The sequence below is a fragment of the Mucilaginibacter gossypiicola genome (genome assembly GCF_900110105.1).
GTDB classification, from domain to species: domain Bacteria; phylum Bacteroidota; class Bacteroidia; order Sphingobacteriales; family Sphingobacteriaceae; genus Mucilaginibacter; species Mucilaginibacter gossypiicola.
This window is the reverse complement of the sequence record NZ_FOCL01000006.1, coordinates 1-17,557: the sequence shown is the minus strand read 5'-3', so window position 1 is coordinate 17,557 and position 17,557 is coordinate 1. Positions and strand designations below refer to the sequence as shown.

The 17,557-nt window shown below is 41.2% G+C and carries 12 protein-coding genes and 1 rRNA gene; 5 read left to right on the top strand and 8 right to left on the bottom strand.

Features of this window, described 5'->3' with window-relative positions; translation table 11 throughout:
- Positions 1-104: 104 nt before the first annotated feature.
- Complete coding sequence (locus BMX50_RS20070) at positions 105-1,085, bottom strand: acyl-ACP desaturase (protein WP_091212682.1); 981 nt, start codon at positions 1,083-1,085, stop codon at positions 105-107.
- A gap of 59 nt (positions 1,086-1,144) precedes the next feature.
- Complete coding sequence (locus BMX50_RS20065) at positions 1,145-2,266, bottom strand: glycoside hydrolase family 5 protein (RefSeq protein WP_167668032.1); 1,122 nt, start codon at positions 2,264-2,266, stop codon at positions 1,145-1,147.
- A gap of 63 nt (positions 2,267-2,329) precedes the next feature.
- On the opposite strand from BMX50_RS20065, the gene BMX50_RS20060 reads away from it, so the two are divergent.
- From BMX50_RS20060 to BMX50_RS20045, 4 genes are all read left to right on the top strand, one after another.
- Positions 2,330-3,676, top strand: coding sequence for a sensor histidine kinase (locus tag BMX50_RS20060; RefSeq protein WP_091212674.1), 1,347 nt, complete (start codon positions 2,330-2,332; stop codon positions 3,674-3,676).
- Between the two features lie 12 nt (positions 3,677-3,688).
- Positions 3,689-5,776, top strand: coding sequence for a cellulose biosynthesis cyclic di-GMP-binding regulatory protein BcsB (locus tag BMX50_RS20055; RefSeq protein ID WP_091212671.1), 2,088 nt, complete (start codon positions 3,689-3,691; stop codon positions 5,774-5,776).
- A 161-nt stretch (positions 5,777-5,937) separates the two neighbouring features.
- Complete coding sequence (locus tag BMX50_RS20050) at positions 5,938-7,791, top strand: glycosyltransferase family 2 protein (RefSeq protein ID WP_091212668.1); 1,854 nt, start codon at positions 5,938-5,940, stop codon at positions 7,789-7,791.
- Entirely contained in the window at positions 7,788-9,356 is a 1,569-nt protein-coding gene (locus BMX50_RS20045; protein WP_091212664.1) for a hypothetical protein, read from the top strand. Before BMX50_RS20050 ends, BMX50_RS20045 begins: the two co-directional genes overlap by 4 nt.
- A 650-nt stretch (positions 9,357-10,006) precedes the next feature.
- Here the strand turns inward: BMX50_RS20045 and BMX50_RS20035 are convergent.
- The 6 genes from BMX50_RS20035 to rrf all read right to left on the bottom strand — a co-directional run bounded on the left by BMX50_RS20035 (position 10,007) and on the right by rrf (position 17,190).
- Positions 10,007-10,549: an MltR family transcriptional regulator gene (locus BMX50_RS20035; protein ID WP_091212657.1), complete on the bottom strand. Its 543-nt coding sequence runs from the start codon at positions 10,547-10,549 to the stop codon at positions 10,007-10,009.
- A 10-nt stretch (positions 10,550-10,559) separates the two neighbouring features.
- Positions 10,560-14,339, bottom strand: a complete 3,780-nt coding sequence (locus BMX50_RS20030) for a restriction endonuclease subunit S (RefSeq protein ID WP_091212654.1) — start codon at positions 14,337-14,339, stop codon at positions 10,560-10,562.
- Between the two features lie 7 nt (positions 14,340-14,346).
- Positions 14,347-14,673 carry a helix-turn-helix domain-containing protein gene (locus BMX50_RS20025; protein WP_091213729.1) on the bottom strand — a complete coding sequence of 109 codons (327 nt, stop codon included), beginning with the start codon at positions 14,671-14,673 and terminating at the stop codon, positions 14,347-14,349.
- A gap of 266 nt (positions 14,674-14,939) precedes the next feature.
- Complete coding sequence (locus BMX50_RS20020; protein WP_091212651.1) at positions 14,940-16,049, bottom strand: AAA family ATPase; 1,110 nt, start codon at positions 16,047-16,049, stop codon at positions 14,940-14,942.
- 360 nt (positions 16,050-16,409) lie between these two features.
- Complete coding sequence (locus BMX50_RS20015) at positions 16,410-16,649, bottom strand: hypothetical protein (protein ID WP_091212647.1); 240 nt, start codon at positions 16,647-16,649, stop codon at positions 16,410-16,412.
- A gap of 429 nt (positions 16,650-17,078) precedes the next feature.
- A 5S ribosomal RNA gene (gene rrf, locus BMX50_RS20005) occupies positions 17,079-17,190 on the bottom strand.
- 153 nt (positions 17,191-17,343) lie between these two features.
- On the opposite strand from rrf, the gene BMX50_RS34755 reads away from it, so the two are divergent.
- Positions 17,344-17,557 (top strand): hypothetical protein (locus BMX50_RS34755; protein ID WP_208864751.1); only part of this gene is annotated, 214 nt, incomplete at its 3' end.

Here is a 17,557-nt window from a genome sequence, read left to right as displayed (position 1 = left end):
AATTATACTGAGAGACTTGCATGTTCTCTACACCAATCGGGGATTGCTTCGTACCTCGCAATGACGCGCAGGTATAAGTCTTATTTAAAATCTATTTGAAAAACCTACCCGTTTATCCAGGTAAATTTGTACTCCAGCATTGGGTTTTTCATGCGCTCGGCTACACGCAGTAAGCGGGCCGGAAGGTTCATAACGTAATCGCGGGCTTTTTCGCCGGCTTCGTCCAAACCTGTTACGCTTTCGATATGCCAGTCGGTTATTAGTTCTTTCAAAATATCCACATAGTCGATAGCGGTGTAAATACCTAAACGCTGTGCAGCATCGGTAAAGTGGCCAAAAGTTTGACCAACCTTTAAACCAACCTCACGCAGGAAATGGGCAGGCATTACAATCTTTTTACGCATCATATCTTCAAAAGCTATCATGGCTTCGCTTGGATCTACCTCAAATATCTTTTCGATAAAGTATTTGTAAGCTTTAGCATGACGCGCCTCGTCTGACGCAATAACACCGCACATTTTTGAAAGCAGCGGATCGCCATATTTTTTTGCCTGCGAAGCTACACGGCGGTGCGACACATTGGTTGCCAGCTCCTGGAAAGAAGTATATATAAAGTTACGGTACGGATCATGACCGGTACCAATATCGAAGCCATCGGCTATCAGGTACTGGGTTGAGATTTCCATCATACGCATGTTAACGCGCCCTGATAGGTACAGATATTTGTTAAGCAAATCGCCGTGACGGTTTTCTTCGCCTGTCCAATGGCGTGTCCAACGCATCCAGCCGCCTTCTTCGTCATCTGATACACCCTGCACCATGGTTAACCATGATTCATAAGTTGGCAAAGCCTCTTCGGTAATAGTATCGCCAATTAAAACGGCTATCAAATCATAGGATAAACCTGAGGCACTTTCCTGTAGTTCTTTTATCTCGCTGAAAAACGACTCTCTGGAAGAATCGGGCAAAAAATCAGATGGCTGCCAGATGGTATCAATGGGCTTTAAATATTCATGTATTTTTTCTAACATGAACTTTTCAATGTGCACCATTACTTCTCTGCGCTTTTCTACAAAAAATTCCATAAAACAGGTATATTAATCAGCAAAGGTAACTAAAATTGTAACATTTATGTTTTTATATTTCACTGTATAGTGCTAATTGCGTCTTTCATACACAAGGGCAAATTCGCTATAGCCGGTTTGCCGGTAAACAGCGAAAAACTACTGTTATAATCCCAAAGCATGCCAGGAATATCAAGCTTCTTCAAAGCTCTGCGTACGGCTTTTATATACCGGCACCGGCTATCTACATCGGCATACTTGTTGTAAACACCATACTCGCCGCAAATAACTGGTACATCGTACTTCAGGGCCCAGTTTTTAACAATTTGTAATTTATCATTTACTGACTGTTCATTACCATCGCGCGGGTACATACGGTAGTTGCTTTCGCCGGGGGTATTTTTTGCCTGTGGATTAAGTGCAGGAAAATTTTCCGCATTGTATGGAAATGATACCCCGGTAGTGGCAACCTGGTCGCCTACCCAGCTTGCACCCTGGTGGGTAAAAATGAAAGGCTCGTAGAAGTGAAAGGTGTAAATAATATTATCGTCGGCAAGCCTTTCAAACCGGCTTAACTCGTAGATGCTGTTATAGTTTGATGCCCCTACAATAAGCGTGCGTTGTTTATCAATTTTACGGATAGCAGTTACAATATTGTATGCAGCATCCTTCCACACTTTGGGGTTGATATGGGGTGGCTCATTATAGATTTCAAAAAACAGGTTGTCATAACTTGCGTTTTTATACCTTTTGGTTATTTTTAGCCACAAATCAATTATAGGGGGTGTTTCTGTAAGGTAATTATTATCATTTAGGCGGCCGTAATGATAATCTATAACCAACCTAAATCCGTAAGTATCGCATTGCTCAACAACTTTATCTATAGAGGTAAATAGCTGTGCAGTTGTAGCCGGGCCAAAGGAAGTAAAAGCCACCGGCAGCCTGATACTTTTGAAGCCCAATTTTTTGAGCAGCAGGAAATCGGTTTTTTTAATGGCATTTTGGGCCAGCGAAGTTTCGTTCCAGGTTTGCTCCAGCCATGAAATACTGATGCCGTTGTTTAAACTTCGGGCCCGTTTAAAAACAACAGCCCGGGCTTGTTGATGAATTGGACGGCTTTTTGCAACAGAAGCGATTACTGTTAGCAGCAACAACAACAAACCTGTTTGAATTATCGTATAACGAATATTTTTATCAACCAATATTTAACTGAATTAATTTAAACAGCGGCCTTAATTTTTAATTACAATTCAAGATAACAAATAATGTTTGTTCAAATTACTAAAGAAGAATTAATTAGAGAGACCTCAAAAAAGGCGTGGTATCAAACCAATAATATAATCTGGACAATTATATTCCTGTACCCTCTTTTTAGTATTGTTGATTTCATCTACGCAAACAACTTCTGGCTGCAGTTTTTTATCATTCGCATTATAACTATCCTTATTATATACGGGCTGTTCAGCTATTTTCAGCATAAACAATTCAGTTACCGCATATTGCTGCACATCAGCTTTTTCATGCTTTCAACAACAGCGGCAGTATTGTGTAACCTGGTGAACGTTCAGTTTATGACCATTTACTTTATGCTGTTTGCCACTACCCTGCTGTTTTTTAACCTGCAGGCCTTTTGGGAACCGTTGAACTCCATTATCCAAACGTTAATGGCGCTGCTGCTGCTTGCTATTTTCTTTAACCTGCTAAGCGAATACAATCTCGACCTGGTTTTGAGTAACGGCGGGCAAATCTTTTTTATCATTGCCGGTATCTCCTGCCTGATCCCCAGTGCAAGGTATAAAGTGATCCAGCGTGAAGTACGCTCGCAGATCATGATCGAAAAATCAAACGAACAGCTTAAACAGCAAAACAAGGATATCGCCGAAAAAAACAACCTTATCGATCTGCAATATGAGCAGCTCCGCAAGCTCGACAGCCAGAAGAACAGCTTCATCAACATTGCCGGGCACGATCTTAAAAACCTTATTGGCTCTATTGTAATGAGCAATAATATGATCAAGGAAGAGGACTTCAGGCTCAGCAATGATCAGAAAGAGTTTGTTGGATATATTTCCGAGTCGGCGGATAAGATGCAGTACATGCTTAATAAGCTGATGGATGTTAAGGAGATCGAATCGCCGGATATGAAATTCAACATGGAAATCTTCGACATTAACGTTGAAGTGATGCATGTTTTTAAAGGCCTGTATGAAACAGCCCTCATGAAAAACATCCACCTTATTGATAATATCCTGAAGCTGCCCCTTAATGTAAGGCTGGATAAGGTATTTGCAGGCCAGGTTTTCCAGAACCTGTTATCAAACGCCATTAAGTTTTCGCAAACCAATAACAGCATAAAGGTTGTTACCAGCCTGCAGCGCCAGCGGTTTGTTTTTGAGATCATTGATGAAGGTATTGCCATAGGCCAGCAGGAACTGGAAATGATGTTTAACAAGCTTAAAACCCTTAACGATACATCGGGCGTTACCGAAAGCCGCTTAGGTTTGGGCTTATCCATTGCCAAGCTCATGACCCAGGAAATGGGCGGCGAGCTCAGCTACCGCAGCGACGACAACGGCAATTATTTCAGAGTAGAATTTTACGTAATAAATTAATATTTATAATCAATGAATAAGTTTTTTACCTTATTAGCCTTTATTTTATTATTCAGCACGGCTTCACAGGCTCAGGGCAACAGCATTGTATCCTTTAAAGCTTATGGCCATGACGATGACATGATATACGGCATGAGTGGTGCTACTTCATTTTACTTCAAGATTACACCTTTGGTTGAAATGAATGGCAGTAAACTGGTTTTATATTTTGAACCATCGCAGGCATTGATAAAATCGCATTCATACATAAACCTGGTTATTAATAACAAACCGGCATACAGCAGTCGTTTAGGTCCCGATTCTATCCAGAAGATCACCCTTAACCTAAGCCGCGCCGATTTAAGCCCCGATAAATTCCTGAAGGTACAGATCAAAACCCTGCTTACCATTACCGATGATCAGTGTAAGGACCTTGATAACCCGGCTATGTGGTTAAAGATCAAAAACTACTCATACCTATCATTGGTTAAAAGCAATAAAAACTTTTTTGATAACGTAAATATCAGCAACTGCTTCGATTCAAAAAAAGCTATCGTTTATCCATCAAACCCAAGCCTGCATGACCTTAAGGCAGTAGCCTGGGCTTATTCGAGGTTAAAAAAGACCCAAACACGTGACATTGCAGTTTACGAAGAAAGCAAATTACCCGATAGCGTTCGTAACTACATCAGGGTAGGTGCTATTGATAAATTACCTGCCGATGCGCGCGAACTGGTAAAAGTTACCCCGCAGGCTAATCAGGGTTTATTTTACCTGCACAAATCGGTAAGCCTGTTAACAGATACCATTGTGCATATGGTTGATGTAAAAGGCCAGCTGGTACCTGTTAAAACCGTAACGCAGGAGCAATCGCCTAAAGAGGTATTGTTTGTTACCGGCGGCGATGATACAGGTTACGAAAAGGCTATTACTGCCCTGGGCAACATGAACGTGCTTAACTCAACCTATGGCGATTACCTGCTGATAAACAAGGCCGAAAACACCTTCTTTAAAACCATCGACGAAAACCGCTCGAAGCTATCGTTAAAACAAATTGGCGGTGTGAGCGATTTCCTGTCGGGCATTGGCTCGTTGAAAAGTGCTTACAGTTTTAAAAACAGCGATTTCAGCTTCACCCCTAAAGAGGTGGAAATCCGTTTTGTTGCCAACTACAGCGGCCTTGCCCCCGGCGACCGCGGTTTCTTCAACATTTACCTTAACGGTTTGCTTATCAGCAGCGAAAAGCTGGATGCATCGGGCAAGCTGAACACCAGCATCACCATTAACCGTTACCAGCACCACAAATATAACACGCTGGAGGCCGAATTTCGGTTTTACCCTACCAACGGTAACTGTAAAAACAGCTTCACCAACTTTTTTGCCGAAGTTGACGTTGACAAATCATACCTCGAATCAAAAAACCCGTTCATTACCAGCGACCTGAGCTTTTACCAGTATCCCGAGGCATTTAACAAGGGCACAACCAAAATTGTAGTAAGCGAGGAATACGCCAAATATGCCGCCGGTGCTATGGGCGAGATCATTTACGAGCTTAACAATAACATCAATGCCAATAACTTCCCCGAGTTTGTTTACTCGAAAGATTTGAAGCCAACTGATCTGAAGCAAAACAATATCATAGCCCTGCTATCAAAAGATGATAAAATACTTAAGGAGTTTCGCGATGCCCCTATCCAGTTCGACAGGAACTTCAGGCTATACAACACCGATAACAATAATCCGGTTTATTCCCTTTCGGATACGGTATCAAACGGCCTGGCCCAGATCTTTTACGGGGTAAGCAACAATGCTACCCTGGTGCTTACCGCCACCGGCAAGCATGTTTCCGAAGCTTTTTTGGCAGTATCCAAATCCATTACCGAGCAGCTTTCAACCCTGTCGAGCAATGTTTGTATCTCGGATGTTAACTCAAACAAATACCTGTTTAACATCAACAAATCCAGCGAAAACCTGGAATACATTGATACCAAGAGCGGCCTTACCCGTTTCTGGGACAGCTATAACCTGTACATTTTGTTAGGCATCCTGATCCTGATCCTGCTTTCGTTCCTGTATGTACGTTCAAAAGTTCAGAAATCGCAGGATTTGTTTAACGATTGATGCCTCACCCTGCCCTCTCCAAAGGAGAGGGTTTTAAGAAAAATGAGGCTAAGGCATCATCATAAATACAGCAACAAACCGGAGTCCTCTCTGGAAAGAACTTAAAAAAAGCCCCCTCTCCTTTGGAGAGGGCGGGGGGTGAGGTTTATAAAACACCTAATATGGATACATTGAGTATTTCAATTCCTGATATTTTGGTTGCCGACGGCTTTATTTCGCCGGCCGACCAGGAAAAGATCCATGCTTTTTCGGAAAGATCGGGTATGTCATACCTTAAAATAGCCCTTAACTTCGGCTATGTTTCCCGCAAAAACTACGAACGCTCTTTAGGCAACGCCGGTTACCAGTTTGCCGAAATCCGCAATGAAACCTTCGACCAAAAGATCCTTGACCAGGTTGACCTGAAATTTGCCAACGACCAGCTGGGCCTGCCCCTCCGCATCGAAAACAATAAGGTGGTTACTGTTTTGGCCGACCCAAGCAATAACCTTTTCCTCGATTTTGTAAGGTTTACCTATGATCTGGAACCCGAAGTTATTGTAGCATCCGATTTGGAGATTACCTGGCTAAGCCATAAGCTTACCGGGCAAAAGTATGTTAAGTCATCAGTTTTTGAGCTCCTTAAGCGCGACCCTAAAAGCTCGGCTTCAACAACCTTTACCGCGCCGCAGCTTGCTTTTATATTTATTTTGTGGGGCCTTACCGCCATTGGCCTGTTCCTTAACTTTAAAACGGTATCCATCGGCATTAACCTGGTTATCAGCTCGTTTTTTTTGGTAGCTATTATCTTTAAGCTGTTTTTGGCATTGGTGGGTTCGCGCTTTGAGCTGCACCAGGCCGTTACCAAAACCGAGCTGCGGGCCATTGTAAATGATGAGCTGCCCGTGTATACCATACTGCTGCCCGTTTACAAGGAAGATAAGCTGATTAAAAAACTCATCTGGAACCTGCAAAGTCTGGATTATCCGCGCGAGCAGCTCGATATCAAACTCCTGATAGAGGAAGACGACAGCAAAACCCTCGGCGCAGTAAAAGACCTTGATTTCCCTGCCGTGTTTGAAGTTATTGTGGTGCCTTTCCACATGCCTAAAACCAAGCCCAAGGCCTGTAACTACGGTCTGCATTTTTCAAGGGGGCAGTACCTCACCATTTATGATGCCGAGGACATTCCCGATACCGATCAGCTTAAAAAAGTGGTAGCCCTGTTTAACAAGCTGCCCGAAAACTATATCTGCATCCAAAGCGCCTTAAACTACTTTAACCGCAACGAGAACTTCCTTACCCGGATGTTTACCCTCGAATACTCGTACTGGTTTGATTATATGCTGCCTGGTTTGGATACGCTGGATATCCCCATCCCCCTTGGCGGCACCAGCAACCACTTTAAAATGGACGTGCTGATTGAGCTTGGCGCCTGGGACCCCTTTAACGTAACCGAAGATGCCGACCTTGGCGTGCGCGCCTATGCCAAAGGCTATAAGGTAGCCATAATAAACTCCACCACGTACGAAGAAGCCAACAACAACTTCTGGAACTGGATTCGCCAACGCTCACGCTGGATTAAGGGGTACATGCAAACCTACCTGGTGCACATGCGCAACCCCGTAGCACTCATTAAAAAGATAGGCTTCCGCGGTTTCCTGGGTTTTAACTTTTTCATCGGCGCTACATCGGCTACCTTCCTCATCTATCCGGTGCTGCTCATCATCTTTATCTGTTACCTGATATTTGATTTTTCAACCATCCGCAATCTGTTTCCTGATTGGGTGCTGTTCATGTCCATATTCAACCTCATGGTGGGTAATATCCTCATGATCTATATCAACATGATGGCCGTGTTTAAACGCCGCTATTTTGAGCTCATTTTGTTTGCCATAGCCAACCCCATTTACTGGCTTATGCACTCGGTGGCAGCCTATATGGGCCTGTATCAGCTTATCACCAATCCGTTTTACTGGGAAAAAACCAACCACGGTTTAAGTAAGGTTAATAACCCCACAAACGTTATTAAATGAAAATTGCCAAAAGTACATACCTGTTTATATTTACCCTGGTGCTGGCAGCCTGGTACCTTTTTATCGGCATCTACCTCAATAAACTGGGCTATTATAACCAGGAGAGCCTGTTTTATATCGAAAAAACAAAGATCGTGTTTGAGGGACTGGGCAACCGCCTAAAGGTGATGGGCTTAACTGCCCCCCTGCTGCCTTTTTACTCGTCGCTCGTATTTTCGTGGATAAACAGTTACTGGGCCCCGGTAATAGCATCGGCACTGGGTACGGCAGGCTTTTTCTACCTTATTTCGCGCTCGTTCCTCATTAGGGTTAAGGATGATTTTTACCTGTTTATGGTAGCCATACTGTTTGCGCTGCACCCCGGTATTATTTATATGGCCTGCTCGGGCAAAGCCATATACCTGGTGGTTATTTGTGTATACCTGTTTTTCCTTAACCTGTTAAAGTTTTACCGCTCAAACACCACGTTTCACGTATCGGTAGCCAGTATGTGCTTGGTAACGCTTATTTTTTGCGATTACCGTTTTATCTGGCTCACGCTGTTCTTTATTCCGCTGGTGCTGTCAATCACGCTGGCCAGTCTTAATCTGGGCGAAAAGGAATCCATCTTCAGGCTGTTCATGAGCTTTAACAGTCCGTCGTTAAGGCGTAAGCTCATTAGTAAAACCTTTGCCATTTACATTATCCTGTTTATCCTGCCCGTAGTATCGCTCATTTGCTATCAGCTGCTAAACCAAACCCATGCCAGCGATTACAATTACTTTATGGAAAGCCCGCTGGCCACCTGGAACGTACTGGTTGATAAGCTTAATTACGATACCACCGTAACCGCCGTAAACTACCAGCTGCCCGAACTCAGCATCCTGGTATCATTAAGGGTAATTTATTTTTGTCCGCTGATACTGTTTGGCCTGTACCTGTTGCGCGAAAGCACTTACCACGTGTTAACCGTGCTCACCCTGTTTGCCTTTGTGGAGTTTTTGCACATTAAGTACGATAAGCTGTTCCTCACCTACCAATATTATCTTATATTTTTATTTGTAGCGCTGCTGTGTATCATATTTAAGGTACATACCATTAAAAATAAGCTGGTTGTTAAGGTGGGCCTCGCCTGCGTAATTGTGCTGCAACTGTACACCGGCTACATCTTTTTAACCAACTCGCTCATTACCGACGAACGCCGCTTCATCACCACCCTTAACCGCCTGGAGCCAAATGCCGATCAAAGCGAAAGCAAAGAAATAGCGGCCTACATCAACAGTCTGCCCGATGGTACGCACATCCTCATGGACGATGCCGTATCATACCCTATAGTGGCCTTTACCAACAACATCAAAAAGCTAACCCTGCCCTACCAGCTCGGTTCGTTTCTATCAGCCATTGAAACCCCCTACAAATACGACGACTATATCCTGATAGCCACCCCCAAAAACCCCTTCACCGGCTACACCCAGCTCAACGACAAGTACATCCCCGAAATCCGCCGCCTCAACAGCGGTGTAAACTACAAACGGGCCTATGAAACCGACGGCTGGATCTTGTATAAGGTGGTGACTTTGCAGTAGTTTTTTGGTTGGCAGTTGTTTTTTAGTAGCAGTGGCAGTTGCAGTGGCAGTGGCAATTGCTTAATTACCGCTTGTTTCCCCAACGTCATCCCGAACTTGTTTCGGGACCTCACAGGACAGGTAAACGATTTGCTCAGCACCCGGCTTAGCATGTGGGGTGTTGAAACAAGTTCAACATGACTAAATTTTATGAATATGTCATTGCGAGCGATAGCGTGGCAACCGCATGCTATACAGAGCAAATTTGCACCACTGCTTGTTACCCCATCAAATCAACATTACAAGAATCCCAATTCCGAAATCAAAACAATGGCGTTGCCTGCGGCCCGGGCTTTACGCTGCAAATCCTCGCCCCGGCCTCCGCGCGAAGACCGGGGCGGGCTGTGGGTTTTCCGCTGCAATCCCTAACGCGGCTGGGGCTCAGGGCTGGATAAATTATAGGTTAAAAGATATATACCTCCCTAATTAAAATCCGGCGAACAGCCCTATTGAGGATTCAATAAAAACCAGTTCATTATTTGCTACCTTAAAAAGTAACGAGTACACCGCACATTAATCTGCGCTACATCGCCCCAGTTGGGGATTACTCTAATTAGTAAAGCCAATCAAGGAAGATAAGGCTAACGATCTTACTAAAGAAAGAGATGTGCTCAAAAATTATTTCTAATTTTTCTCTTGTCTCCACGGCCTATTGCAACAGCACCATTCAAGAAGGTAATTAGTTGATTTACTCCAACCTGGTATAAATCTCTTGTCGTTGCTCCTTCCGGGGGATTTGCCATCATCGAAATTTTATGCCATTTAAGTTCATTGCACCATGACTTAATAGTTTTATCTTCAAACGTAACATATAAATCGTGAGCAAAACGATTCCTTATCTTTCCTACGAGCTTCAAATCATCTTTAACAACTTTTTCAATTAAGCCAAGACAATAGGCCATTCTTACTTTATTGCCAAATGTTCCTAAAGGTTGGTCATATTGGATTAACCTATCGACCTCACTATCATCTTCGGGGAAGAAAGCTAATAACACATGTTCCAAAACTATATCAAGATAGGAACCGCCAATTATTACAATCGCCCTATCATCTCCCTCATTATATTGAAATAGTTCACTGAACTTTAATAAAGCATTGTTTAAATCAAGGTATCGTTGAGCTGCCTTACCTGTGAGGATATGCTCTCCACTCATATATAGTCGATTAATTTAGATAACTATTTAATACCGCTTCCACCTTTTGTGGAATGACAGCTATTTCTTCTCTCAGCTTATTAATCTTGCTTTCTATGATTTCAATTTCATCAACTATTTTCTGTTGCTCGGCCAATGGAGGAAGTGGGATTTCTATTAAATCGAAAGTTTTGGTTGTTATTGAATCAAAGATAGCTCCATAAGCATTATTTTTAAATTGCTCAATTTCAAATTTTAGAGCAAAAAATAAATAATCTGAAAGAAGATTCTCTTTGACCTTTATCCCATAACACGATTGGTTAAATGTCATAGGTTTTGTTAATTGAGCTACAGCACCAACCGTTCCTCTTGCTGAAATAATTATATCAGATTCATCTAAATATTTAGCACTACTGTTTTTCAATCCTTCATGAGTTATGTTTTTTTCAGTAATAGTAACATATCGGCTAATATTCTTAAAATCAGCTATTGATAGCCATGGAATGTTTCCGTTCCAATATTTAGGGTTATTTGTGTTAGGTGTTCCTCCGCCAATAATATTAATTTCATTAGATAATACTCGTGATTCGAACAAAGATTTTGCATGTGCATAAATGCTTTTAATTTCTAAATTCAATCTTTCGTTTTCTTGAGTCGTTACTTTTTTAAGCTCTTCTAAATGCAAAATCTCTGCTACTATTTTTTCTTGGACATCTTTAGGCGGTAAAGGAATCTTAATATCTTTTAATATACTAACTGATGCCACGTTTTGTAACCCCGCACCATGACTGTTTTCGATAAAATTATTGGTTATATTTTCCAACAAAATTTTTAAGAAAGGAGTAGAAATATTGCCTAAAGGTCTTAGTCTTAATAAAGCTTGATTTATAATGCCCCTTTTCGCATCAGACGGAAAAACTGCCACTTTCCCAATAGTTCCAGAGCAACTCATTATTATATCGTTTGGCAAAAGTTCAAATGATTTCATTTCATTAAACTTTTCTTCATCTATAAAATATCTACCAAGCGTAAAGTCGTTTTTAATGGCATGTTGTTGCTCATAAATTTTATATCCACTGTCTACAAAAATTTCTTTTTTTAACGAACCACCAAAAGGCCCTCTTTTAAATTCAGCAACATCTTGAAGTGTTTTAACAGGGTATCGAGAGTTAGTGCTGATTATTGGATTTGCTTTTTTTTTTACCGAAAGTGAGATGTTCTTTTCAAAGTCAACTTTGTCAAACGTAAGCATATTTACTAAATTATGTCGGCTAACATTACCTTGCATCGTTTCATCTATAGGGAAGTCGAAGTCGTCCTGAAATGCTTTGTAAATGTAAGTGCTTGCTTTTTGTGGGTTGTCAAAAATCTCGGAATCAAATAATTGTGTGCATTCTTCTATACTTTTCCCACGTTGCATTGGGTGTATTCCCTCACTACCCCTACGATTGGAAAACTCATATCCTAAAAATCTTTTTTCCGCATCCTTTTCTCCGCTTCTAACCAAAACAACCTTTTGCGGGTAAGCTAAAATGAAATAAAATAATTTATCAGCTTCTTTATCTAAAAGTAAGCTCCAAAATTCCTTTTCATTTTTGACCTTTAACTTCTTTTTATATTCAATATAAATTTCGTGCTCCGTAATTGCCTTGTTAGGATTTTTTTGTAGTAGAGTTACATAGTCATCGTAAGAAACATTTTCCCAAACATAATTAACATACTTAGCCACCGGCTTTTCTATTCCGTTAGTAGTAACGTCAGAAAATGTAGTAAAGAACTTTTCTACTGCTTTCTTTAAATTAATACTTACATAGTTGTTTCTCCGTCGTAAAAATAAGATAACTGTGTTAGTTCCAGTTGCCATGAAAGTGTTGGATCCTAACTCCGTAATCCCTACAATATCAAAATATTCTAAAATCAATTCGCGCGATTTAGAATATATACCAGAATTACTCAATATCGAACTTGGCAAAATTACCCCGGCAACACCTCCATCCTTTAGTAGTTGTTTTGTTCGTTCTATAAAAAGACATTCTATTTCCGAGCTATTGTCAGTTAATCTATTATATAGTTCAAAGTCATTCTCTTTATAAAAAGAGCGAGCAGCATTTTTAAATGCAGAAACAGAATACGGAGGATTTGAAACCAAAATATCAAACTGCTTGTTTTCTTGGGGAAAGTCCTTGTCTGTAGATAATAGTTTCCCCTTATAATCATGATGTCCAAAACGAGCTAATCCATCTGAATGTATTACGTTAGCCAAGCCATCACCGTGTAAGTAACACCCTACCTTACCAACCTTTACCAAGCGATAATCTTTTTCAATACCATATACATACTGCATTGCCCAGGCAAAATGATCATCCTGCCAGTTTCTGATCTTCTTCGCAACACTGGGGTTGTATTTTTTATCAACTTTCAGTTTAATCAAACGTTGCATTTCATGCATCGTTTCCGTAAGAAAGTGCCCACTCCCTGCTGCGTTGTCTATTACATAGGGTAATAACGTGTCATTATCAATTTTAGCAGATGATAGTTTTTCTTCCAATATTGTGTCAATTGGCAAACTTTTGATAACAAACTGAGCTACTGGAACAGGTGTGAAAAATTGTCCGCTTTCTTGTTTTAGCCCGGTAGTTAATAATAACTCAAAGAAATCAGAAAGATATTGCTGCTTTTTGGTGTATCTAAGTTTGTATTTCTCCAACAACTGAACAATCTCTTTGACAACAATTGCATTTTCATTAAACGACTGTTCATCATACACATCCTTTATAGCAAACTCGTTATTCTTTTCTAATCGAATTTTTTGGAACTCGCCAAGTATTGAATTGCGTAGTCCGTCATCAAGGTGTTTAAACTTGTTATTGAACTCAGTTTCTGAAAAGTCGGTTACTACCTTTTCAAGAAATTCATGCATTCCATTTTTATAAAGGTCGGTCAACCGAATTTGAAAACTCCTATGATCGTCCACCCCTTCTAACCATTGAAAACCCAATTCGTTATCAGTGCCTTCGTTGATCTTTTCGTCATAAATTTTGCAAAGAAATAGAGTGAATATTCTGTTAAAAGCATTGCCTTTATCAGAAACTACATTATGACGTAATATTTCGAGAAAACGATTGAATATAAAACTACTATCTTCTTGTTTTATCTCATCCAGGTCATTTATAGTTAACGCTTTACTTTCGAAATTATAAACATTTGCCCAACTTTCAAAAACTCCGTTGTCTTTAGTTAACTTATTCCATTTCTCAAAAAAGTCTTTTACGTCACCTGTTCTATAATCATCTTCAATCTTAACGATCTCATTCTTATAGCGGATACTGCCTCCTTTTAATTCAGAAGCGTAAAGCATCAAAATATCGGCTTTATTACTGAATTTGAAATAGGTAAATAATTGACCACCGTCTTTATTTAATTTTTTAACAGCATTATCAAACTCTTTACCAAATGTTTTACATTCAATTAGTAAATATTCTGAACTGTTATCTCGTGTAACGCAAATATCTAACCTACCGGAATGACCGTGCCCTGCAGGATATATTTTTTCAAGTTTTATATTAGCAGGTTTATAGCCTTTTTCTAAAAGACGGTCAACACATTCTAATACTACCCAGTTTTCAGTTTGCGAAAAATTTAAGGTTGTTTTACTATCTGATAATATCAGTTCACCATAGTTAAATTTTTCGTTCTCAAAGTCGACTTCAATACAATAGCCATCGCATCTATCATATTTTTTATGATAGATGCCGGATGTATTTTCTTTGGCATTGAAACCGAGATTTTGTAAAAAGCTTTTATCAGGCATGGCGTAATTACACAACAGCAACTTGTTTAGTTGAAGAGCGCTTAGTTTTTAAATATTTTACGGTTTCCTCTGCAACCGAGAATACAGTTTCCGGACAATCATTTTTGTAAACTTCCCTGGCAAATTTATCGCTGTAATAAAGCTCTTTAACTTTACTAATATCAAGCCCGAATAATTCAGCGATTCTTGGTAGTTTATTTGCACTCAATTGTTTAGTGCCATGTTCAATTCGGCTTATAGCACTTGAATTTATTCCGATTTTAGCACCAAAATCAGTTTGCGTCCAAGAATGGTTTTCTCTCTCTTGCTTGATAAAATCTCCAAAACTTGCCATAGGCATCTTTTACATTTTATGATTTGACCCTTTTTTGACAAATTTAGTTTTATTATCAACATTAGCAAACAGAAATGTCGAAAAAAAACTAATATTTTTAGTATATTTAATTTATAATTAATCTATCTACATCCCAAAAACTTGCAATCTCTTATTCCCCTGTAATAATTCAACAATAAAAGAAAACGGTTAAACTCCGTGGCATACTTAGCATATTAAGCACACGCGACACGCGTGCGCCAGCTTAATACATACCGGAGGGAGATTTACAGGTGGCTCTTCAGCATCCTGTTCACATTCCCCGCACTCATCCCAAGCCGCTCGGCCACCTGCCGCTGGCTTAGTCCTTCATCGCTTAACCTTTTCGCCTCGCGGTTCATGCGTTCGCGCTCCTGCCTGGAGGTATCTCGCAGATGGTTTTTCTCGCAATCGTTACCCGTAAAAACAAACTTTAAAAAGCCATTATGCCGCTCCAGTTGTGCAAGGCATACGTTATCGGCACCATAAGTTTCAGCCGTGCTACGCTGCTTTATTTGCTTTAAATACCGCTGGCCGGGCATGGAGTGGCTTTCGCCCATGGCAAAGGCGCTGTCGCAGAAATTGATGAGCATTTTACTGCCCTGCAAATCATTGCGGCTAAGCGGCAGCCGCGGGTTACGCTTAGGGGTATGGGCCAGCACCAGGATACTTAACCCATGGCGGGTTTTAAGCTTTTTCAGTTCCTTCATCAGCAACAGTGCAGCGCCGGCGCTCTCGGTTCCGTTGCGCAGGCAGGTAATATTATCAATGATGAGCACCCGGGCATCGGTACGCTTAATGCCCCGCGTTAAAGCCTCAATCACATACTTGTCGAGCTTTTGATAGTGCGAACTTGCACGGTTAAACTGGTTGTATTCGCCGCGGTAAAATTCGGAGGCAAAATGATACCGGTTTTGGCCGTCGGTATAGCGTTGTTCAAACTGCTTGCCGGTAAGTTCAAAATCAATATACAACACCGGCGAGGCTTCGGCCCCAAGCGTAAAAGGGGCAATGGGTTCGCCACGGGTAATGCTGTCGGCAAGCTGCACAGCCAGCAGGCTTTTGCCCATATTGGTATCAGCAAACAGGATGCACAGTTCGCCCTCCAGCCAAAAGTTGCCAAACAGCATTTGCGGCGTTTCGTGTTCGGTTTCCATAGCCATCCACTCATTGGCCGGGTAAATATCAAACAGCTCAATCACCGCATCCGGGTCCGAAATCACAATCTGCCCCTTACGTGCAGCCGCAGCCGCCATATCCCTCACATCCTTTTGAATCATTTGAACAACCAAAGGTTTCTCCGAAGTATGGTCCATAAAAATTGTTGCCCGTCCCGCAGCTAAAGCAGGATAATTCATCGTTATTTGCCGCAAACCTGCCGGCAATCATGAAAGGCACTCAAATTTACCAACCAAAAGGCCCGCCGTTGGTGACACCGTTTTGTCAGTGTTCAGTTTTTGAAAACCAGGTGTTCAATGTTTTTAAATCGAACTTTACAAACAATTGATTATCAGATACTATCTGTTCAAATAAGCTTTTTGAACAGATTTTACATTTTGTAAGCAACTGATTATCAACCGTTCAATTTTTCTATAAAACGCTAAGTGTTTACACTTTCAAAAATTGAACAGTACAGCAAACGGCCCCTCTCGCACATAAACAAAAAAGGTCAGCCCAAACCCGGCCAACCTTCTTCAAATTCTTTTACTGAGCTAAAACTATTCCCTGTTTTTCTTCTTAGCCGGTTCAACATACTTTTCGCCCAGGGCCTCAAGGGCGGCGATAAGTTTTTTCCGTTCAACGGCATTATCGGGTACGGTAGCCAGCTTTTCGCGGCGGGCTTCCTCCACCTTGCGGATCTTTTCGTCAAAAGCCTTGTTGATTTTATCAAGCTCGGGCGTGGTATCCAGTTTGGCTATTTCTGCTTTAATTTGGGCTGCTAATTTTTCAAATTCCATCGGGCTATTTTTGGAAGCGCAAACATAAAAAAATGATTGTAAGTTATTATTACCACAATGAAAAGTATGTGTGTTAACTTGTATTTTTTTACATCAAGCAAAGAGGGCCTGTCACCCTGAGTGAGAGAAAATCGGGATCTATAAAGGTGAGATGACATTTGGTGTGGAAGGGCTGTCACCCTGAGCCTGTCGAAGGGTCGCGCGCAGAGGCCTGCCCGCCATGCTTCGACAGGCTCAGCATGACCCATTTTAATCATGTCATGGTTAGGCACGAAGGATGACAAGAAGGGGATAGTAATGTTTTTAGTGAATGGAGAGCGGAGAATGGTTTCCGGTTGATATGCAGGAAGGAGCAAAAGTGTTATCAACGCAAAAAGCCTTAGGTATTAGCTAAGGCTTTTGCATTGTTGCACCATTGAAGGTGATAAAGGGTGGCACCGACCTACTCTCCCACGTTTTACCGCAGTACCATCGGCTCTGGCGGGCTTGACTTCTCTGTTCGGAATGGGAAGAGGTAGACACCGCCGATATAGGCACCTGAATGTTTTTAAGTTAGTGGTTGATTTAGTGAGTGGTGAGTGGTTCTTGTATGGTTGACTTTTGTTCGCAGCTTTTCAACTACCCACTTAATCAACTATTCACCATTCACTATTATTCACCTACCATTAACATGACATATTATTGAAAGAAGTGATTGAATTTAAGAGAAAACAACAGCATTTGTTGTTTTTGTTTGTTTCAGGTGAGTGATCGTTCTTATTGTTTATTTGTACGGCTTTGCAACCATTCTCCTATTCAACTCCATCAACCACTCACCTTATTTCTATCTGAAGAAAGCTTCGGGCAATTAGTATTACTCGGCTATGATGTCACCACCTTTATACCTGTAACCTATCAACGTAGTAGTC